Origin of the sequence: Pseudomonas cuatrocienegasensis (assembly GCF_900110925.1) — a bacterium.
GTDB classification, from domain to species: Bacteria; Pseudomonadota; Gammaproteobacteria; order Pseudomonadales; family Pseudomonadaceae; genus Aquipseudomonas; species Aquipseudomonas cuatrocienegasensis.
The window spans coordinates 202,990-219,976 of sequence record NZ_FOFP01000004.1; the positions used below are offsets into that span (position 1 = coordinate 202,990).

Here is a 16,987-nt window from a genome sequence, read left to right on the forward strand (position 1 = left end):
GTGATCAGGCTTCGCGTCAACAGCTCTGCAGGGCGCGGCAGTACAGTCGCAGTGGCCTGCAACGTCAGCAAGCTGGCTGACGCGGCAACTTACCTTTACCGCCATCCTCGCTAAACTCGGTGTTCCTATAACAAGAATGCCGAGGTTTTGTGATGACTGCTGCCCATGCACTGCCCAGTCTCAGCCTGCAGGATCAGGTATCCGCTGCCGAATGGCAGGCCCGTGTCGATCTGGCCGCCTGCTACCGGCTGATCGCCCTGTATGGCTGGGATGACCTGATCTTCACCCATATATCGGCGAAGATTCCCGGCACCGAAGATTTCCTGATCAACCCCTACGGCCTGATGTTCCACGAGATCACTGCCTCCAGCCTGGTGAAGATCGACCTGGTCGGCAACAAGCTGATGGACAGCCCGTTCGACATCAACCCGGCCGGCTACACCATCCACAGTGCCGTGCATGAGGTGCGCCACGATGTCGCCTGCGTGCTGCACATTCATACCGCCGCTGGTATCGCGGTGTCCGCGCAGAAGCAGGGTCTGTTGCCGTTGTCCCAGCAGTCGCTGTTCGTGCTCGCCAGCCTGGCCTATCACGGTTATGAAGGCGTGGCCCTGAACCACGACGAGAAGGCGCGCCTGCAGGCGGACCTGGGCGACAAGAACTTTATGATCCTGCCCAACCATGGGTTGCTGACGGCTGCCGGGAGCATCGCCGATGCCTTCCTGATGATGTTTATCCTGCAGCGTGCCTGCGAGATTCAGGTCATGGCGCAGGGCGGCGGCGCTGAGCTGATTCACATTCCCCAGGCCGTGCTCGACGGGGCGCGGGCGATGGTCGCCGGGGTGATGAAGACCCCGCAAGGCATGGGCGGCGCGCTGCCCTGGCCAGCGCTGCTGCGCAAGCTCGACCAGCAGATGCCGGGTTATACCGCATGAGTACGCTGCCGGGAATCGCTTTGGCGAACTGGCGCGAACAGGGCCTGAGCTTCGACTTTCAGGGGCATGCCATGCGCTATTGGACGGCGGGGCAGGGCGAGCCACTGCTGTTGATCCATGGCTTTCCTACGGCAAGCTGGGATTGGCATTACCTCTGGGCGCCCTTGGCCGAAAACTACCAGGTGATCGCCTGTGACATGCTCGGCTTTGGCGGCTCGGCCAAACCGCGCGGGCATGCCTACAGCCTGCTGGAACAGGCCGATTTGCAACAGGCACTGCTGGGTCATTTGAATGTGTTGGCGCCTGTGCATGTACTGGCCCATGACTACGGTGACAGCGTGGCCCAGGAGCTGCTGGTGCGACACGAGGAAGGGCGTATCACCCTGGCTAGCTGTGTGTTCCTCAATGGCGGGCTGTTTCCGGAAACCCATCACCCGGTACGCGTACAGAAACTGCTGCTCAGCCCCATTGGCCCGCTGATCGGCCGCTTGTTCAGCCGGCAGAAACTGGCCGGCAGCTTTGCCAAGGTGTTCGGCCCGCAGACGCAGCCAAGCGAGGCGGAGCTGGACGATTTCTGGAGCCTGATTGCCAGCCACAACGGCCCGGCGGTGATGCACCGGCTGATCCGCTACATGCCTGAACGCCGCGTGCAGCGTGAGCGCTGGGTCCGCGCCATGCAGGCCACTGCTGTGCCCATGCGGGTGATCGATGGGGCCGTCGACCCGATCTCCGGGGCACATATGGTGGCGCGTTACCGCGAGCTGATCGCCGAGGCGGATACCGTTCTGCTCGAAGGTATTGGCCACTACCCACAAACGGAGGCGCCTGCGCTGGTGCTGGCGCATTATCTGGCATTTCGTCAACGGCTGGAGGCCGCGGCATGCAACGACGTACTGTCTTGAAGGGCGCCGCTGTCGGCGGCGTGATGCTGTTGGGTGCGGGTTTCTGGGCGCTGCCCAGCGGGGTCGCACCTGCGCCCTTGAACCTGGCTGGGGCGCAGCAGGCACTGGCGAACCTGGCCGGGCGCGAGCTGGTCAGCCTCAAGGGCTGGAGCCCGGCCGAGGTGTTCAACCACTGCGCGCAGAGCATCGAGTATTCCATCAGCGGCTATCCGCAGCTCAAACCGGCCTGGTTTCGCAGCAGCGTCGGCCCGCTGGCCTTCAGCGTGTTTGCCGCCCGCGGGGCGATGCGTCACCCGCTGGATGAGGTGATTCCGGGCGCCGCAGCGCTCGATGCACCTGCTACTCAGGCGCAGGCACTCGAGCGTCTGCAGCGCGCCTTTGCCGACTTCGCCGCGTACCAGGGCGAACTGCAGCCGCATTTTGCCTATGGCGCGCTGAGCCATGGCGAGTACGCCCAGGCCCATGTGCTGCATTTGTATAACCATCTGAGTCTGATTCGCCTGGCCTGATCATCCCACTGCGTTATCGCGCACTATTCAGCGGCGCCCGTATCGGTTGTGACTGCGGCGCGTCTGCTGGACACTCGGGGCACTGTTAATCTGCCGAGGAGCTGCTGCATGAGCGACGCCATCCGTTTCAACGACCAGGTTGTTATCGTCACCGGAGCTGGAGGTGGCCTGGGCCGCGCCCATGCGCTGCTGTTCGCCAAGCAGGGCGCCCGCGTGGTGGTCAACGACCTGGGTGGCAGCACCCATGGAGAAGGTGCCAATGCCTCGGCGGCGGACAAGGTGGTCGAAGAAATCCGCGCTGCTGGCGGCACGGCCGTGGCCAACCATGATTCGGTGACCGATGGCGACAAGATCGTCCAGCATGCGCTGGATGCCTTCGGCCGTATCGATGCGGTGGTCAACAACGCCGGCATTTTGCGCGACAAGACCTTCCACAAGATGGACGACAGCGACTGGGACCTGGTCTACAAGGTCCATGTCGAGGGCGCCTACAAGGTCACCCGCGCCGCCTGGCCACACCTGCGCGAGCAGGGCTATGGGCGGGTCATCTTCACCTCGTCCACCTCGGGTATTTACGGCAACTTCGGCCAGTCCAACTATGGCATGGCCAAGCTCGGCCTGTATGGCCTGACCCGCACCCTGGCCATAGAAGGGCGCAAGAACAACATCCTGGTCAACGCCATCGCCCCCACTGGCGGCACACGCATGACCGAAGGCTTGATCCCGCCGCAGGTGTTCGAGCAGCTCAAGCCCGAGCTGATCAGCCCGTTGGTGGTCTACCTGGCCAGCGAAGCCTGCAAGGACACTTCCGGGCTGTTCGAGGTGGGTGGCGGCTGGATCGGCAAGGTGCGCTGGGAGCGCAGCCTGGGCGCCGGTTTTGATCCGCGTGCCGGCTTCAGCCCGGAAGACGTGGCCGCGCATTGGCAGCAGATCTGTGATTTCGAAGGCGCCGCCCATCCGGCCGATAACGTGGCAGCACTGAAAGAAATGATGGCCAACCTGCAGAAGTTCGCCCTCTGACTCCGCTACTTTGGTGGGGCGATCGGCCAGTAGGTTGACTTCACTGTCGTAAGGTTTAAGGCAAAGGCCGGCATTTAGCCGGCCTTTGCTTTTTTAGTGACGGTCGTGATGACGGGCTGCAAGCGGCCAGAAGCGGACAGTCTTCCCGTTAAATCATTCTGTCGCCTTTTCCTCTCTTAGAATCAGCAATGCTGGGGTCTGTACCTTTGTATTGTTGACCTCTAGACGCTATCAGAGCCATTGCCAGGGAGAGTTTTTCGTCACCATTACCAGGACCATCACGAACATCCCGGAAAAACCCGCAACACCAATCAATAACCAAGGCCGATACAGCGCCATGAAATCGTCGCCCAAGGGCGTACCACGGGACACCGCTTGGTCCGCCAGCGCTTGCATGCGTTTCTGCAGTACCAGCACGGGCAGCCACAGCGCACCGACGCCGAAGAAAATCAGTATCGCGCTCAGCAACCAGCCGCTGGAAAGGTCCAGTCCCGCCATCCTGACCATGGCGTAGCCCGAAGCCAGTAGAAGGAAGCCTGCTGGTGTGGTGATCCAGGTGTCAAAGCAAACCACCATTCTGGTTACATGAGCGATTACTCGGGCATCACCCGTTCGACTGGCTGCAATCAGGTAGAGGTAGGAGCCCATTCCGAAGCCAAACAGGAAGATGGCCGCGATGATATGCAGGTATTTGAGTAGTAGGTAGTCCATATCATGCCGTCCTGCCCAGGTAGCGCACACTGTAGTGAACTTTCTCCGGCTCACCGATGGCAGTCAGGTATTCTTGGACGTTGATTTCGCCAACACAAGGGCGGGCACCCGGTGCTGGCCTATAGCCGCCGACCACCTTCGCAATAAGCGCGACAGCAGCGCAGCTGGGAATTTCGGGGCCTTTGTCATCTAGAGCTATAACCTGTACTGACAGCGACAGGGGGTGGCCTGTGTCTCCGATCCCCTGGACATTGATGTACATCGCACTCTTACCATCACCCCAGCTCTCGAAACGACTGCCCCACTGGTGAAGGCGTCGGGCCCAGGGCAATGAATTGCGCACCAGGCCGCTCTTCACGGCCTGGGCTAGCAGGGCATTTGCTATTGCGCCGGACTTGAGACCTGGGCCGGCCTTGAAGGATAAGTTGCGGGCGCCATAACGGGTTGCAAAGATGTCCATGTCCGGCACGTCGACGTTGGCCAGTAGGCGCCAACCAAGACTGGGTAGGCGGCGTAAGGCCAGGCCTTGCCAACCAGTGACGTCGCAGGGGCGGCCGTCGCGTAGCTGGCGAATCGGCCGCCCGGCATAGGCCAGCACGCCTTCCACTGTAGAAAGGCCCGGCATCTTGGCGGATGAGGAAATGCCATGTTCGATTGAATCGATACGTCGGAAACGATGACGCTGCTCGTCAATGATCGCTGAGGACAGGCTGGGCACCGAGCTGCAGCCACTGAGGATTGCCACGCCTTTTCGCTGGGCATGTTCGTCAAGGCTGTTGATGCGGTTGACGAAAAAGCGGCAATCGGACAAGTCGCAGTAATTCACGCCAGCGGCGATGCAGGCCTCGGCCACAGTATAGGGCTGGCCCTGGAAAGGGCCTCCGGTGTGGATCACCCAATCAATGTCTAGCCGTTCAAGTGTATCGGTGAATCCTGGCGCCATTGCGTCGCCGCACCAACTGTCAAGGAGTGAGCCTGCAGGGGTTTGAAGCTCATCGATCCGCTGGGACAGTTTCTGCTCGTCGCGACCGGCGATGATCTGCTCCACGCCGGGCATTCGGTTCAGGTGGCTGCTGATGATACGCCCGAAATTGCCATAGGCGCCGATCACCAAAACTCTAAGTGCCATTGTGCTTTCCTTGTACAGTGCGACATGACAAGTCTGAAAAGACGGCACAAGGTTCACCGATAGGCTAGGGCGAAGCAAGTGGGGCGGCTAGGCTGATCAGCGTCAGCGAGTAGGAGGCCGTTTAATTCTGGCAGCGATCGCCTAGGGGGACCGCAGTTTGCTGAAAACTAAAGCGCAGACAGATTTCTCTTCCCAATTTAAATGACTGCTAATGGCCGCTTTCTGCCGTTCGCCTAGGTGCTGACTAAAGCTGCAATCTTTGGTCAGTAAGTAGGATGGGCATAGCTGCGCTCAACGCCACCCTACCGCTCCGGGTTTTTTCAGCGGGAGTGCCCGGCCGCTTTCTGCTGTTCACTGGTAAACCGCTATCAGTTTTTACCCGGGATGCCGTACTTGCGCAGGCGCATGGCGATGGCGCTGTGGGAAGCATTGAGGCGCGCTGCCAACTGGCGGGTGGAGGGGTGGCTGGTGTAGAGCTTCTCCAGCAGCGCCTTCTCGAAGCCGGCGACGGCGCTTTCCAGACTGGCGATTTGCGCCTCACCGGGCGCGGGCGCCACGGCGGTGCCGGCGATGTCCATGTCGTCGATCTGCACCAGGTTGCTTTCACAGATCGCCGCCGCGCGGAAGATCACGTTCTGCAATTGCCGCACGTTGCCCGGCCAGCGGTTGCCCAGCAGCGCCGGGTAGGTGTCTGGCGCCAGGCGGCAGGGCGGGCGCTGGATCTGCGCGCAGGCCTGCTGCATAAAGTGGCGGGCCAGCAGCAGGATGTCCTGACCGCGCTCACGCAGTGGCGGCACATCCAGATTGAGCACGTTGAGGCGGTAGAACAGGTCCTCACGGAAGCTGCCCTCGCTGACCATCTTTTCCAGGTTGCGGTGAGTGGCGCTAAGGATGCGCACATTGACCTTCAGCTCACGCTCACCGCCCACGCGGCGAAAGGTGCCGTCGCTGAGAAAGCGCAGCAGCTTGGCCTGCAGGTAGGGCGACATCTCGCCGATTTCATCGAGAAACACCGTGCCCTGGTTGGCCAGTTCCAGCAGCCCTGGCTTGCCGCCGCGCTGGGCACCGGTAAAGGCCCCCGGTGCATAGCCGAACAGCTCGCTTTCGGCGAGGTTCTCCGGCAATGCCGCACAGTTAAGCGCCAGAAACGGCGCCGAGCAGCGCGTGCTAATGGCATGGCAGGCGCGCGCCACCAACTCCTTGCCGGTGCCGGTTTCGCCCTGGATCAACAAGGGCGCGTCGAGGGCCGCCACGCGCTGGGCGCGGGTTTTCAGCGTGCGGATCGGCGCGGAATCGCCGAGTAACGAGTCGAAGCCTTCGGCGTGGTCGTGATGCAACGCCGCCAGCCGGGCGCCGATACGGCTGGGTGCGTAGAGCGTGAGCAGGCCGCCGGCGAGCAGGTCGGCGTCGGCGCGTTCGCTGATCGGCATGGCATCGAGCAGCAGCGCCTGGCCATTGAGGGTGACCTCACGCAGCGGCAGGCGAAAGCGCTGTTCGACCAACGTGTGGGGCAGGGCCTGGTCGCCGAACAGCTCGGCCAGCGACAGGCCTTCGACCGGCCGCTCGCACAGTGACACCAGCGCCGGGTTGGCCAGCAATACACGGCCCTCACCATCCACCGCCAGTACCGGGTCGCTCATGGCCGCGAGCAGGGCGTCGAGCTGCAAGCGGCGGCGCTGGCCCGGGAGGATGTCGACCACCGTCACCGCCTCTACCCCGCGCACCTTGAACAGCGCGCCGCGCAGCTCATCGAGCACCTCGGCACTGAGGGTCGGCGCGTCGATGTAGACGTTGGGCGGCACCATCTCCACGGCATCCAGGTTGAGATTGCGCCCGCCGAGCAGCGCCAGGACTTCCTGGGTGATGCCGACGCGGTCGATAAAGGTGACGTGGATGCGCATGGGGAGACTGGGCTACAGGGACGAGGGCGCCAGTATGCCCGGTCTGCCGGGCTTAGTTAACCAAGGCGCGGTGCCGCCTTCGGTTCCAGCCGCTAAGAGGGCTTTTCGTGGGAGCTGCGCCCCCGCAGCGAATAGCGCGGGCTCCACCGATCTTGCGCGGTGGCTGCAATCGTTTGGCTATGTCTGAGCGAGCTGTTGCTTCCCTGCAGGTGCCCTGCGCGCCTATACAAGCTAATCGGGTTGCAGGGTCAATCGTTAACCTGAGCGTAAAAGAACGCCCGTTTGCTTGATTGATGCCCCAGCACTCAGGCCCCTACTGTGCCTCCACGACAGCGGAACTCGTGGAGTCTTTAATGACAACAACAATATCCCCACCGCCGCAGTGGTCGCGTCGTCGCGCTGAAAAAGCGCGGCGTCTCGATCAGGTGCGCACCCTCGCCGACGGCGTGGTCCTGCCCAGCGACAAGATCGTTGCGGCCCTCGAAGCCTTGATCGCCCCCGGTGATCGTGTGGTGCTCGAAGGCAATAACCAGAAGCAGGCGGATTTTCTCTCGCGCTCCCTGGCCCAGGCCGATCCGGCCCGCCTGCACGACCTGCACATGATCATGCCCAGCGTCAGCCGCGCCGAGCACCTCGATCTGTTCGAGCGTGGCATCGCGCGCAAGCTCGACTTCTCTTTCGCCGGGCCGCAGAGCCTGCGCATCGGCCAGTTGCTCGAAGACGGGCAGATGGAAGTCGGCGCCATCCACACCTATATCGAACTCTATTCGCGCCTGCTGGTGGACCTGATCCCCAACGTCGCGCTGGTCGCCGGCTTTCAGGCCGACCGTCACGGCAACATCTACACCGGGCCGAGCACCGAAGACACTCCCGCGTTGGTCGAGCCTACGGCCTTCAGCGACGGCATTGTGATCTTCCAGGTCAACGAGATCGTCGACGAGCTGCCGCGCGTAGATATTCCGGCGTCCTGGGTCGACTTCGTGGTGGTGGCGGACAAGCCGTTCTATATCGAGCCGCTGTTCACCCGCGACCCGCGCCATATCAAGCCGGTGCATGTGCTGATGGCGATGATGGCGATCCGCGGCATCTACGAAAAACACAATGTGCAGTCGCTCAACCATGGCATCGGCTTTAACACCGCCGCCATCGAGCTGATCCTGCCGACCTACGGCGAATCCCTGGGCCTCAAGGGCAAGATCTGCCGCAACTGGACGCTCAACCCGCACCCGACGCTGATCCCGGCCATCGAGACTGGCTGGGTCGAGAGCGTGCACTGCTTCGGCACCGAGCTGGGCATGGAGGGTTATATCGCCCAGCGCCCGGACGTGTTCTTCACCGGCCGCGACGGCTCGATGCGCTCCAACCGCATGATGTGCCAGCTGGCCGGGCAGTACGCGGTCGACCTGTTTATCGGCGCCACCCTGCAGGTCGACGGCGATGGCCATTCCTCCACCGTGACCCGTGGCCGCCTGGCTGGTTTTGGCGGCGCGCCGAATATGGGCCACGACCCGCGCGGTCGTCGCCACAGCACCCCGGCCTGGCTCGACATGCGCCCGGCGGACAGCGCGACGCCGTTGCTTGAACGCGGCAAGAAGCTGGTGGTGCAGATGGTCGAAACCTTCCAGGAAGGCGGCAAGCCCACCTTCGTTGAACAGCTCGACGCCGTGGACATGGCCAAGAAAGTCGGCATGCCGCTGGCGCCGATCATGATCTATGGCGACGACGTCACCCACCTGCTCACCGAGGAAGGCATCGCCTACCTGTACAAGGCGCGCTCGCTGGAAGAGCGTCAGGCGATGATCGCCGCCGTTGCCGGGGTGACTGCCATCGGCCTGCGCCACAACCCGAAAGACACCGCGCGCATGCGCCGCGAAGGGCTGATCGCGCTGCCCGAAGACCTCGGCATTCGCCGTGCCGATGCCAGCCGCGAGTTGCTTGCGGCCAAGAGCATTGCTGAACTGGTCGACTGGTCGGGCGGCCTGTACAACCCGCCCGCCAAGTTCAGGAGCTGGTGATGAATGCACTCACAGCACTACAGCCGCAGCTGTCGCTGGGCGACTGTTTGGCGGATATGGCGGTGGACGCGCTGATCGACGAGGCCGACCTGTCGCCCAAGCCGGGCCTGGTTGACCGTCGCGGCAGCGGCGCTCACACAGATTTGCACCTGGGTTTGATGCACGCTTCGGCGTTGTCGCTGTGGCCCTGCTTCAAGGCCATGGCCGAGGCCGCGCAGCAACGCGGCGAGATCACCCAGGCGCTGCGTGAAGACGTGGGCCGCATCGGTCGCGATGGTGAAGTGGAGATGCTGCGCGTCACCGGCGGGGTTAATACCCATCGCGGGGCGATCTGGGCGATGGGGCTGCTCAGCGCCGCTGCGGCGCTGGACACCAGGGCGCTGGCGCCGGCTCAGGTGGCCGTGCGTGCCGCGCGCCTTGCCCTGTTGAGCGACCGCGCCGCACCGGCCAGCAGCGACAGCCATGGTGCCCAGGTCTGCCGTTTGTACGGCGTGCATGGCGCCCGTGAGGAAGCGCAGCTGGGTTTCCCCGCGGTGATCCAGCAGGCGCTGCCGCAACTGGCGCGCAGCCGCGCTGCCGGTGCTGGTGAGCAGGGCGCCCGGCTCGATGCGCTGCTGGCGATCATGACCCAGCTGGCCGACACCTGCGTGCTCTACCGCGCCGGCATCGCCGGGCTGACCTGCATGCAGCAGGGCGCGCAAGCCGTACTCAAGGCCGGTGGCAGCACCAGCCTGGCCGGGCGCCGGCGCCTGCGTGAACTGGAACGCGACATGTTGCGCCTGCGCGCCTCGCCCGGTGGCGCCGCCGATCTGCTCGCCGCCGCCTTATTCCTCGACCGCTTGCAGCATGGCCTGCCGGCGCAGATTGGGAGTCACTGAAATGGAAACCCTGTCCTTCGAATTCCCCGCCGGGCAACCGGCCCAGCGCCGTGCGCTGGTCGGCTGTGTCGGCTCCGGCGACCTGGAAGTGCTGCTCGAACCCGGCCAGGCCGGCACCCTGGCGATCCAGGTGGTGACCTCGGTCAACGGCAGCGCGCCACGCTGGCAGCAGTTGTTCGAGCGCATGTTCCGCGAGCAGCAATTGCCGGCGCTGAACATCGCCATCCACGACTTTGGCGCCACCCCCGGTGTGGTGCGCCTGCGTCTTGAGCAGGGCCTGGAGGAACTCAATCATGGCTGATCAGAATATTCAGCGTCTGCTGGCGCAGCGCAGCTTTACCGAACTCGGCGCCCGCCAACGCGCCCGCGCCTTGCTTGATGCCGGCAGCTTCCGTGAGTTGATCGACCCCTTTGCGCGGCTGATTTCGCCCTGGCTGCCCAAGCAGGGCATCGTGCCCCAGGCCGACGACGGCGTGGTGGTGGCCAAGGGGCTGATCGATGGCCAGCCGGCAGTAATCGTGGCCATTGAAGGCGCCTTCCAGGGTGGCAGCCTCGGCGAAGTGGGCGGGGCGAAGATCGCCGGCAGTCTGGAGCTGGCCGCCGAAGACAACCGTAACGGCATCCCGACCCGCGCCGTGCTGCTGCTGGAAACCGGCGGCGTGCGCCTACAGGAAGCCAACCTGGGCCTGGCGGCGATTGCCGAGATTCAGTCGGCCATTGTCGAGCTGCGCCAGTACCAGCCGGTGATCGGTCTGGTCGCCGGTCCGGTTGGCTGCTTTGGCGGCATGTCCATCGCGGCCGGGCTGTGCAGTTATCTGCTGGTCACCCGCGAGGCGCGCCTGGGGCTGAACGGCCCGCAGGTCATCGAGCAGGAAGCCGGCCTAGACGAATACGACTCGCGCGACCGTCCGTTTATCTGGAGCCTGACCGGTGGCGAGCAGCGCCACGCCAGCGGCCTGGTCGACGGCTATGTCGCCGACGACGTTGAAGCGATCCGCGGCGAGCTGCACAGCTTGTTCGCCCAGGGCAAACCCGAGACCGAACGCAGCCGTCGCCACGCCTGGTTCCTCGAACGCCTGCGCGCGGTCGACACCAGCGTTCAGGCCGATGCTGCTGCCGTGCGCAGCGCTTACCAGGGAGCACAAGCATGACTACTGCACAGGAACAACGCGGCCTGCACTGGTTTCAGGCCCTGACAGGCAACGCCCAGCCGCTGGACGGTCTGCCTGCCTCATTGCGTGTGGCCGATGGCGAGCTGGCGGGGCAGGCGGTGCGTTACCTCGCGGTTATCGCTGACGAAAATAACCCCTTTCCTCGTGCGCGTAATGGCGAGGTCGGTCTGCTCGAAGGTTGGGGCTTGGCCCAGGCGGTGGACGCAGCCATCGAGGCAGACCGCAACAGCCCGCACAAACGTGCATTGATCGCCATTGTCGATGTGCCGAGCCAGGCCTATGGCCGTCGTGAGGAAGCCTACGGCATCCACCAGGCCCTCGCCGGTGCGGTAGACGCCTATGCCCGCGCACGTTTGGCCGGGCATGCGCTGATTGGTTTATTGGTCGGCAAGGCCATGTCCGGCGCCTTTCTCGCCCACGGCTACCAGGCCAACCGCCTGATCGCCCTGCGCGACAGTGGGGTGATGGTGCATGCCATGGGCAAGGCGGCGGCGGCGCGTATCACCCTGCGCAGCGTCGAGGAGTTGGAAGCGCTGGCCGCCGAGGTGCCACCGATGGCCTACGACCTGGACAACTACGCCTCGCTCGGGCTGCTCGCCGACATCCTCGATGTTCAGCAAGTGACGCAGCCGACGACCGCCGACCTGAGCCGTGTGCAGGAGGCGCTGAGCCGTGCCCTGGCCGATATCGCCAGCGCCCCGCGTGATTTGCGCAGCCGCCTGGGCGCCACCAACCGCGCGGCCTCATCCCAGGTGCGCGAGCTGCTGCGCGCCCAGTGGTGAACATGGCATCGCCGTAGGGTGCGCCGTGCGCACCACAAACCGAATCGGTGCGCACAGCGCACCCTACAGAGGACACCTTGATGCACCCGACACCCCGTCCACATGATCTGCTCTGGGGCCTGCGCCCTGAGCACCTGCCCCAGGAGGCGCCGGCCTGGGCTCGCGTCGCCCTGGGCGGGCATGTGCCCGTGGTGGTGCGTCGGGCTGCTGCCGAGGCGGGTTGGGTCGCGGTCGGCGTGCGCGGCACAGCACGCGAGCAGCGTTACGCGAGCTGGATGCGCGTGGCCGATATCCGCCGCCTGGTCAGCCCGGAAGCGGTCGCCCGTGCCGGGCGCTGGCGCAATCACCCGCAGTCGCACTGGCCGGCACTGCGTGCCCTGGCGCATCTGCAACCCCGTTTCGCCGACCTCGGCCTGGCCTGGGGCGTAACCGGCAGCCTGGGTTTTGAGCTGGCCAGTGGGGTGTCGGCCGCGCACCTGGACAGCGATCTGGACCTGCTGCTGCGGGCGCCGTATCCGCTGCCGCGGGAGTGGGCACGTACGCTGTGCTCAGTGTTGGACGAGGCGCCGGGGCGCATCGACGTGCAACTGGAAACCCCGCAAGGCGCCGTGGCGCTGCGTGAGTGGGCCAGCGCTGCACCGCGTGTACTGTTGAAAACCCAGGCCGGGCCGCTATTGCTCAGCGACCCCTGGCGCGCTGAGCGGACGGCAGCATGAGCGCGCTTTGGGCGTTCCCCGGCCAGGGTGCGCAGCAGCCCGGCATGCTCCAGGCGCTGCCCGATACGCCTGTGGTGCGGGCCTGTCTGGCGCAGGCCAGTGCCGCGCTGGATGAGGACGTGCGTGCGCTGGACTCGGCGGAGGCGCTGCGCAGCACCCGCGCGGTGCAACTGTGCCTGCTGCTTGCCGGCGTATCGGCTGCCCGGCTGCTGGCCGAGCGCGGCCATCGCCCGGACTATGTCGCCGGCTTGTCCATCGGCGCCTACGCCGCTGCGGTGGTGGCCGAAGCCTTGGACTTCGCTGATGCGGTGCGCCTGGTCGCCCTGCGGGGTGAGCTGATGCAGCGTGCCTACCCCAGCGGTTACGGCATGACGGCCATTCTCGGTCTCGACCAGAGCACCTTGGAGCGCCTGCTGGCAGAGGCCGAAGGGCCGGTGTACCTGGCCAATATCAATGCAGAAAACCAGTTGGTGATCGCCGGCAGCGAGCCGGCCATGGCCGCTGTCGCCGAGCGTGCCCGCACCCTCGGTGCTGGGGCCGTCAAGCGTCTGGCCATGAGTGTGCCCTCGCATTGCGCGTTGCTGGATGCACCGGCTGGCGAACTCGCCACGGCCTTCGCCAACGTACAACTACAAACCCCCAAGGTGCGCTACCTGAGCAGCAGCTCGGCGCGGCCGCTGCGCGACCCCGAAGCCCTGCGCGATGACCTGGCCTACAACATGAGCCGTGTTGTCGACTGGCAGGCCACCCTGGTGACTGCCTATGAGCGTGGCGTACGCCTGCACCTGGAACTGCCGCCCGGTGGCGTGCTCACCGGGTTGGCCCGCCGCGTCTTCGAACCTGGCCAGGCCATCGCCTTTAGCGGTGCCCGCCTGGATACACTGGACGCCATGTTGCGTCAGGAGGTGGGCCTGAACCGCTGAGTTACACCGTTGACCGAAGCACAACAACAATAACTTCGCTGCGTAAAACGAGGACAACAACAATGATTATCTACGGCGTCGCCTTCCTGGCGTTCTGTACCCTGGCAGGCATCTTTATCGGTGAGCTGCTGGGCAAACTTATCGGCATACCCGCCAACGTCGGCGGTGTTGGCATCGCCATGATGCTGCTGATCTTTCTTGGCAGTTACCTGCACAAGCGTGGCCTGTTCACCGGTAAGTCGGAGCAGGGCGTGGAGTTCTGGAGCGCTATCTACATTCCCATCGTGGTTGCCATGGCGGCCCAGCAGAACGTCTACGGCGCCCTCAGTGGCGGGCCTATGGCGATACTCGCCGGCACACTCGCGGTGGCCATCGGCTTTTTAATGGTGCCAGTGCTCAGCCGCATTGGTCAGCCGGCCGCCGAAGAACCGCCTGTCAGCAGCACTCCCCTGACCAAGACCCCACGGTGATCCCATGTACGAATCCTTGATGAAAGTGATCACCAGCTACAGCCTGCTCAGTGGCTTTGCCATCATCGGCATCACCATGTGGGTGTCCTACTGGATCTCCGACACCTTCACCAAAGGCCGTCTGCACGGTTCGGCCATCGCCATCCTGCTTGGGCTGGTGCTGTCGTATATCGGTGGCGTTTATACGGGTGGGCAGAAGGGCCTGGTGGACATTCCCCTGTTTGCCGGTATCGGCCTGCTCGGCGGCGCCATGCTGCGTGACTTTGCCATCGTCGCCACAGCCTTTGGCGTGAGTGTCGATGAGCTTAAACGTGCCGGTTTTGCCGGGGTGTTGGCGCTGTTTGTCGGGGTGGGTACCTCGTTTATCGCCGGCGTGGGTGTGGCCATGGCCTTCGGTTACACCGATGTGGTCAGCCTGACCACCATTGGCGCCGGTGCGGTGACCTATATCGTCGGCCCGGTGACCGGCGCGGCGATTGGTGCGACCTCTGATGTGATGGCACTGTCTATCGCCGCCGGGCTGATCAAGGCGATCCTGGTGATGGTCGCCACCCCCTTCGTGGCACCCTATATCGGCCTGAACAACCCGCGCAGCGCGGTGATCTTCGGCGGCCTGATGGGCACCTCCAGCGGCGTGGCCGGTGGCCTGGCGGCGACCGACCCGAAACTGGTGCCCTACGGCTGCCTGACCGCGGCGTTCTACACCGCTCTGGGCTGTCTGCTCGGCCCATCGCTCTTGTACTTTCTCATGCGCGGCCTGTTTGGCTGAGCCTTCGCCCGCCGTTTGGCGGGCCTTTTATTCAGGTGGCGGGGTATCCGTAGCCTGGGTCGAGCGAAGCGACACCCGGGGACATTTCCCGGGTTTCGCCCAGCTCAACCCAGGCTACGTGGCTAAACGGTGTGGCGGCGAGCGACCCGAAACGGATGCCCTGGGCTGCCTGACCGCCGCCTTCTGGCGGGCCTTTTATTCCGGTGGTGGGGTATCCGTAGCCTGGGTCGAGCGAAGCGACACCCGGGGCATTTCCCGGGTTTCGCCCAGCTCAACCCAGGCTACATATCCTAGGGCTGGCGGCTGTACATTCGGCATTCAGCCAGCAAGGCCAGCAGGTTGGGGTCGCGCTCCTTGGCCTTGAGGAAGACCACGCCAATGTGCTGTTGCAGGTGGTACTGAGCCTGCAGCGGGATCAGCCGCACCCGGTTTTCGTACACCGCGGCGATACGCCCCGGCAGCAGGGCATAGCCCACGCCGGAGCTGACCATGCTGAGCAGGGTGAAAATATCGTTGACCTGCATCGCCACCTTGGGCGCAAAGCCGGCCTGCTGGAATACCCGCTCACCATCGCGGAAGGTCGCGTAGCCCTGGGTCAGGGTGATAAAGGTCGCATCGCACAGTTCGGCCAGATCGACTTCGGCTCGGTTGGCGAACGGCGAGTCGTTGGGCACAGCGAGGAAGATATCGTCGGAGAACAGCGGCAACTGCTCGCAGTCCGGGTCGCTGACACTGTCGTCGAGCGCCACCAGAATGGCGTCCAGCTCCATGTTCTTGAGCTTGTAGAGCAGGTCGACGTTGGAGCCGAGGATCAGGTCGATATTCAGCTCACTGCGCCGCAGTTTGAGGCCCATGATCAGCAGCGGCACGGTCTTGACCGTCAGCGAGTAGAGCGCGCCGAGCTTGAAACGCGCGGCGGAAAAACCCGCGGCTTCGCGGGTCAGGCGTACCAGTTCCTGGGTGACATGGATCAGCTTCTGGGCTTTTTCTTCCAGCACATAGGCGCTTTCCAGCGGGATCAGGTTGCGCCCTTCGTGCTTGAACAGCGGGCAGCGCAGGGCGCTTTCCAGGGAGTGGATGGCGCGGTGCACGCTGACCGTACTGGTGCCCAGCTCGCCGGCTGCGCGTGACAGGTTGCCGCTGCGCATAAAGGCCAGAAACAGCTCCAGCTTTTTCAGGGTCAGTTCTTCATCGATCAGCATCGGCTCAGCGCTCGCCTGGGGGAGCGCCGATTGTGCCGGATCAAGGCGCGCCTGTGGCGCTGGACCTTGGTGGTAGACGAGTGAGTGTCGCTACCGCTCCCTGTAGGAGCGAAGGGGGCGCCTAGCCTTTATTCGCGATAAATCTTGAAGGCGCTGCAGGCTTCGCGGCTAAAACCCTGTCCACTCAGCAGGCATTGACCAACATTTGATGTATGACGCGACCCTAGCCGCAGGTAATACGCTCGACCACTTCGGCCTCGTCGATATCGATATTCAGGCGCTGCGAGTTGTAATCCATGGTCACGGCATCACCGGGGGCGAGTACCCGCACCTGCTCGGCGCCGGCCTTGCTGCGTGCGCTTTCGACGAGCGCGGAGGAGGCGTGTTCGCCGAGCAGGTTCTGCACGCCCTGGGCATTGCAGCGGCCGTCGTTGCTGGGCGCACCGGCCTGCTCGCTACGGGGTGCCTCGGTCGAGCTGCACGCGGCGAGGGCGGCGATCAGGGGCAGGTAGCAGAGGTGAATCAAACGCATTGGGGTGTCCTCGTAGGGGGAGTGAAGCGCCTGCGGGGGCGACGCGATGGACCATCCGACTGCCATGCGGCGTCGGTGTTCCCCATTAGGGTAACAGCCTTCGACCCACTCGCCGGCTGATGACGCGCAGGCTGTGCACTGGGTCGTTAAAAACAGGTGGAACTGTCGTGTCGCATTCATAGCCTATGAAACAGATGACGCCCATCGGGGGCGTTTTTTGTCGGAGCTTGCCCATGATCACTTCGTCGCCTTGCCGTGAAAACCTCAACGATCCCGATGCCAAACCCGCTGACCTGGCCGATCACCAGCGTCGCCGCGAGGACGCGCAAGTGGATGCCGAATTGACCGGTGGCCGCAATGATAACCAGGGCCATACGCCGCGCCTGGACAGCTGGTTGGTGCGCCGTCAATAGGCGCTCAG

Annotated in this window: 19 protein-coding genes; 14 read left to right on the top strand and 5 right to left on the bottom strand. The window is 64.1% G+C overall.

Annotated elements, in window-relative coordinates; translation table 11 throughout:
- The first annotated feature begins 152 nt into the window (after positions 1-152).
- The 4 genes from BMW49_RS07880 to BMW49_RS07895 all read left to right on the top strand — a co-directional run bounded on the left by BMW49_RS07880 (position 153) and on the right by BMW49_RS07895 (position 3,366).
- Positions 153-935 (top strand): class II aldolase/adducin family protein, encoded by a 783-nt coding sequence (locus tag BMW49_RS07880; protein WP_069517582.1) that lies wholly within the window; start codon positions 153-155, stop codon positions 933-935.
- Entirely contained in the window at positions 932-1,837 is a 906-nt protein-coding gene (locus BMW49_RS07885; protein ID WP_069517580.1) for an alpha/beta fold hydrolase, read from the top strand. Before BMW49_RS07880 ends, BMW49_RS07885 begins: the two co-directional genes overlap by 4 nt.
- A complete protein-coding gene (locus BMW49_RS07890) occupies positions 1,816-2,346 on the top strand; it encodes a DUF1569 domain-containing protein (protein WP_069517577.1) in 531 nt (176 codons plus the stop codon). Before BMW49_RS07885 ends, BMW49_RS07890 begins: the two co-directional genes overlap by 22 nt.
- Before the next feature lie 108 nt (positions 2,347-2,454).
- A complete protein-coding gene (locus BMW49_RS07895; RefSeq protein ID WP_069517576.1) occupies positions 2,455-3,366 on the top strand; it encodes an SDR family oxidoreductase in 912 nt (303 codons plus the stop codon).
- A 231-nt stretch (positions 3,367-3,597) separates the two neighbouring features.
- Here BMW49_RS07895 and BMW49_RS07900 read toward each other — a convergent pair whose 3' ends face one another.
- The 3 genes from BMW49_RS07900 to BMW49_RS07910 form a co-directional block, all read right to left on the bottom strand.
- Positions 3,598-4,077: a DUF2269 family protein gene (locus BMW49_RS07900; RefSeq protein ID WP_069517574.1), complete on the bottom strand. Its 480-nt coding sequence runs from the start codon at positions 4,075-4,077 to the stop codon at positions 3,598-3,600.
- A 1-nt stretch (position 4,078) separates the two neighbouring features.
- The gene (locus BMW49_RS07905; RefSeq protein ID WP_069517572.1) at positions 4,079-5,206 is read right to left on the bottom strand and encodes a saccharopine dehydrogenase NADP-binding domain-containing protein; all 1,128 of its coding nucleotides are present in this window, start codon (positions 5,204-5,206) and stop codon (positions 4,079-4,081) included.
- Between the two features lie 368 nt (positions 5,207-5,574).
- On the bottom strand, positions 5,575-7,107 hold the full coding sequence (locus tag BMW49_RS07910; RefSeq protein WP_069517570.1) for a sigma-54-dependent transcriptional regulator: 1,533 nt from the start codon (positions 7,105-7,107) through the stop codon (positions 5,575-5,577).
- 353 nt (positions 7,108-7,460) lie between these two features.
- Here BMW49_RS07910 and mdcA point away from each other — a divergent pair, with 353 nt between their 5' ends.
- The 9 genes from mdcA to madM all read left to right on the top strand — a co-directional run bounded on the left by mdcA (position 7,461) and on the right by madM (position 14,832).
- Positions 7,461-9,122, top strand: a complete 1,662-nt coding sequence (gene mdcA / locus BMW49_RS07915; protein WP_069517568.1) for a malonate decarboxylase subunit alpha — start codon at positions 7,461-7,463, stop codon at positions 9,120-9,122.
- Positions 9,122-10,000, top strand: coding sequence for a triphosphoribosyl-dephospho-CoA synthase (locus BMW49_RS07920; protein ID WP_069517566.1), 879 nt, complete (start codon positions 9,122-9,124; stop codon positions 9,998-10,000). The genes mdcA and BMW49_RS07920 overlap by 1 nt, the downstream gene beginning before the upstream one ends.
- Position 10,001: 1 nt before the next feature.
- Complete coding sequence (locus BMW49_RS07925; protein ID WP_069517564.1) at positions 10,002-10,301, top strand: malonate decarboxylase subunit delta; 300 nt, start codon at positions 10,002-10,004, stop codon at positions 10,299-10,301.
- Complete coding sequence (locus tag BMW49_RS07930; RefSeq protein WP_069517561.1) at positions 10,294-11,151, top strand: biotin-independent malonate decarboxylase subunit beta; 858 nt, start codon at positions 10,294-10,296, stop codon at positions 11,149-11,151. Before BMW49_RS07925 ends, BMW49_RS07930 begins: the two co-directional genes overlap by 8 nt.
- Positions 11,148-11,954 carry a biotin-independent malonate decarboxylase subunit gamma gene (mdcE, locus tag BMW49_RS07935; protein ID WP_069517559.1) on the top strand — a complete coding sequence of 269 codons (807 nt, stop codon included), beginning with the start codon at positions 11,148-11,150 and terminating at the stop codon, positions 11,952-11,954. The genes BMW49_RS07930 and mdcE overlap by 4 nt, the downstream gene beginning before the upstream one ends.
- Positions 11,955-12,034: 80 nt before the next feature.
- Positions 12,035-12,670, top strand: coding sequence for a malonate decarboxylase holo-ACP synthase (locus BMW49_RS07940; RefSeq protein ID WP_069517557.1), 636 nt, complete (start codon positions 12,035-12,037; stop codon positions 12,668-12,670).
- Positions 12,667-13,593 (top strand): malonate decarboxylase subunit epsilon, encoded by a 927-nt coding sequence (gene mdcH, locus BMW49_RS07945; protein WP_069517555.1) that lies wholly within the window; start codon positions 12,667-12,669, stop codon positions 13,591-13,593. Before BMW49_RS07940 ends, mdcH begins: the two co-directional genes overlap by 4 nt.
- Before the next feature lie 62 nt (positions 13,594-13,655).
- Positions 13,656-14,063 carry a malonate transporter subunit MadL gene (gene madL / locus BMW49_RS07950; RefSeq protein WP_069517553.1) on the top strand — a complete coding sequence of 136 codons (408 nt, stop codon included), beginning with the start codon at positions 13,656-13,658 and terminating at the stop codon, positions 14,061-14,063.
- Between the two features lie 4 nt (positions 14,064-14,067).
- Positions 14,068-14,832, top strand: a complete 765-nt coding sequence (gene madM, locus BMW49_RS07955) for a malonate transporter subunit MadM (RefSeq protein WP_069517551.1) — start codon at positions 14,068-14,070, stop codon at positions 14,830-14,832.
- 290 nt (positions 14,833-15,122) lie between these two features.
- Here madM and BMW49_RS07960 read toward each other — a convergent pair whose 3' ends face one another.
- Both BMW49_RS07960 and BMW49_RS07965 read right to left on the bottom strand, forming a co-directional pair.
- Positions 15,123-16,034, bottom strand: coding sequence for a LysR family transcriptional regulator (locus tag BMW49_RS07960; RefSeq protein WP_069517549.1), 912 nt, complete (start codon positions 16,032-16,034; stop codon positions 15,123-15,125).
- 223 nt (positions 16,035-16,257) lie between these two features.
- The gene (locus tag BMW49_RS07965) at positions 16,258-16,566 is read right to left on the bottom strand and encodes an I78 family peptidase inhibitor (RefSeq protein WP_069517547.1); all 309 of its coding nucleotides are present in this window, start codon (positions 16,564-16,566) and stop codon (positions 16,258-16,260) included.
- Between the two features lie 233 nt (positions 16,567-16,799).
- Here BMW49_RS07965 and BMW49_RS07970 point away from each other — a divergent pair, with 233 nt between their 5' ends.
- Positions 16,800-16,979 (top strand): hypothetical protein, encoded by a 180-nt coding sequence (locus BMW49_RS07970; RefSeq protein ID WP_069517545.1) that lies wholly within the window; start codon positions 16,800-16,802, stop codon positions 16,977-16,979.
- The last annotated feature ends 8 nt before the right edge of the window (positions 16,980-16,987 follow it).

Excerpts from the sequence above, each read along its gene's own strand:
- BMW49_RS07900 (WP_069517574.1), bottom strand. The coding sequence starts at position 4,077 with ATGGACTACCTACTACTCAAATACCTGCATATCATCGCGGCCATCTTC.
- madM (WP_069517551.1), top strand. The coding sequence starts at position 14,068 with ATGTACGAATCCTTGATGAAAGTGATCACCAGCTACAGCCTGCTCAGT.
- BMW49_RS07970 (WP_069517545.1), top strand. The coding sequence starts at position 16,800 with ATGATCACTTCGTCGCCTTGCCGTGAAAACCTCAACGATCCCGATGCC.
- mdcA (WP_069517568.1), top strand. The coding sequence starts at position 7,461 with ATGACAACAACAATATCCCCACCGCCGCAGTGGTCGCGTCGTCGCGCT.
- BMW49_RS07895 (WP_069517576.1), top strand. The coding sequence starts at position 2,455 with ATGAGCGACGCCATCCGTTTCAACGACCAGGTTGTTATCGTCACCGGA.
- BMW49_RS07880 (WP_069517582.1), top strand. The coding sequence starts at position 153 with ATGACTGCTGCCCATGCACTGCCCAGTCTCAGCCTGCAGGATCAGGTA.
- mdcE (WP_069517559.1), top strand. The coding sequence starts at position 11,148 with ATGACTACTGCACAGGAACAACGCGGCCTGCACTGGTTTCAGGCCCTG.
- mdcH (WP_069517555.1), top strand. The coding sequence starts at position 12,667 with ATGAGCGCGCTTTGGGCGTTCCCCGGCCAGGGTGCGCAGCAGCCCGGC.
- BMW49_RS07925 (WP_069517564.1), top strand. The coding sequence starts at position 10,002 with ATGGAAACCCTGTCCTTCGAATTCCCCGCCGGGCAACCGGCCCAGCGC.
- BMW49_RS07965 (WP_069517547.1), bottom strand. The coding sequence starts at position 16,566 with ATGCGTTTGATTCACCTCTGCTACCTGCCCCTGATCGCCGCCCTCGCC.
- BMW49_RS07905 (WP_069517572.1), bottom strand. The coding sequence starts at position 5,206 with ATGGCACTTAGAGTTTTGGTGATCGGCGCCTATGGCAATTTCGGGCGT.
- BMW49_RS07885 (WP_069517580.1), top strand. The coding sequence starts at position 932 with ATGAGTACGCTGCCGGGAATCGCTTTGGCGAACTGGCGCGAACAGGGC.
- madL (WP_069517553.1), top strand. The coding sequence starts at position 13,656 with ATGATTATCTACGGCGTCGCCTTCCTGGCGTTCTGTACCCTGGCAGGC.
- BMW49_RS07910 (WP_069517570.1), bottom strand. The coding sequence starts at position 7,107 with ATGCGCATCCACGTCACCTTTATCGACCGCGTCGGCATCACCCAGGAA.
- BMW49_RS07930 (WP_069517561.1), top strand. The coding sequence starts at position 10,294 with ATGGCTGATCAGAATATTCAGCGTCTGCTGGCGCAGCGCAGCTTTACC.
- BMW49_RS07920 (WP_069517566.1), top strand. The coding sequence starts at position 9,122 with ATGAATGCACTCACAGCACTACAGCCGCAGCTGTCGCTGGGCGACTGT.
- BMW49_RS07890 (WP_069517577.1), top strand. The coding sequence starts at position 1,816 with ATGCAACGACGTACTGTCTTGAAGGGCGCCGCTGTCGGCGGCGTGATG.
- BMW49_RS07960 (WP_069517549.1), bottom strand. The coding sequence starts at position 16,034 with ATGCTGATCGATGAAGAACTGACCCTGAAAAAGCTGGAGCTGTTTCTG.
- BMW49_RS07940 (WP_069517557.1), top strand. The coding sequence starts at position 12,035 with ATGCACCCGACACCCCGTCCACATGATCTGCTCTGGGGCCTGCGCCCT.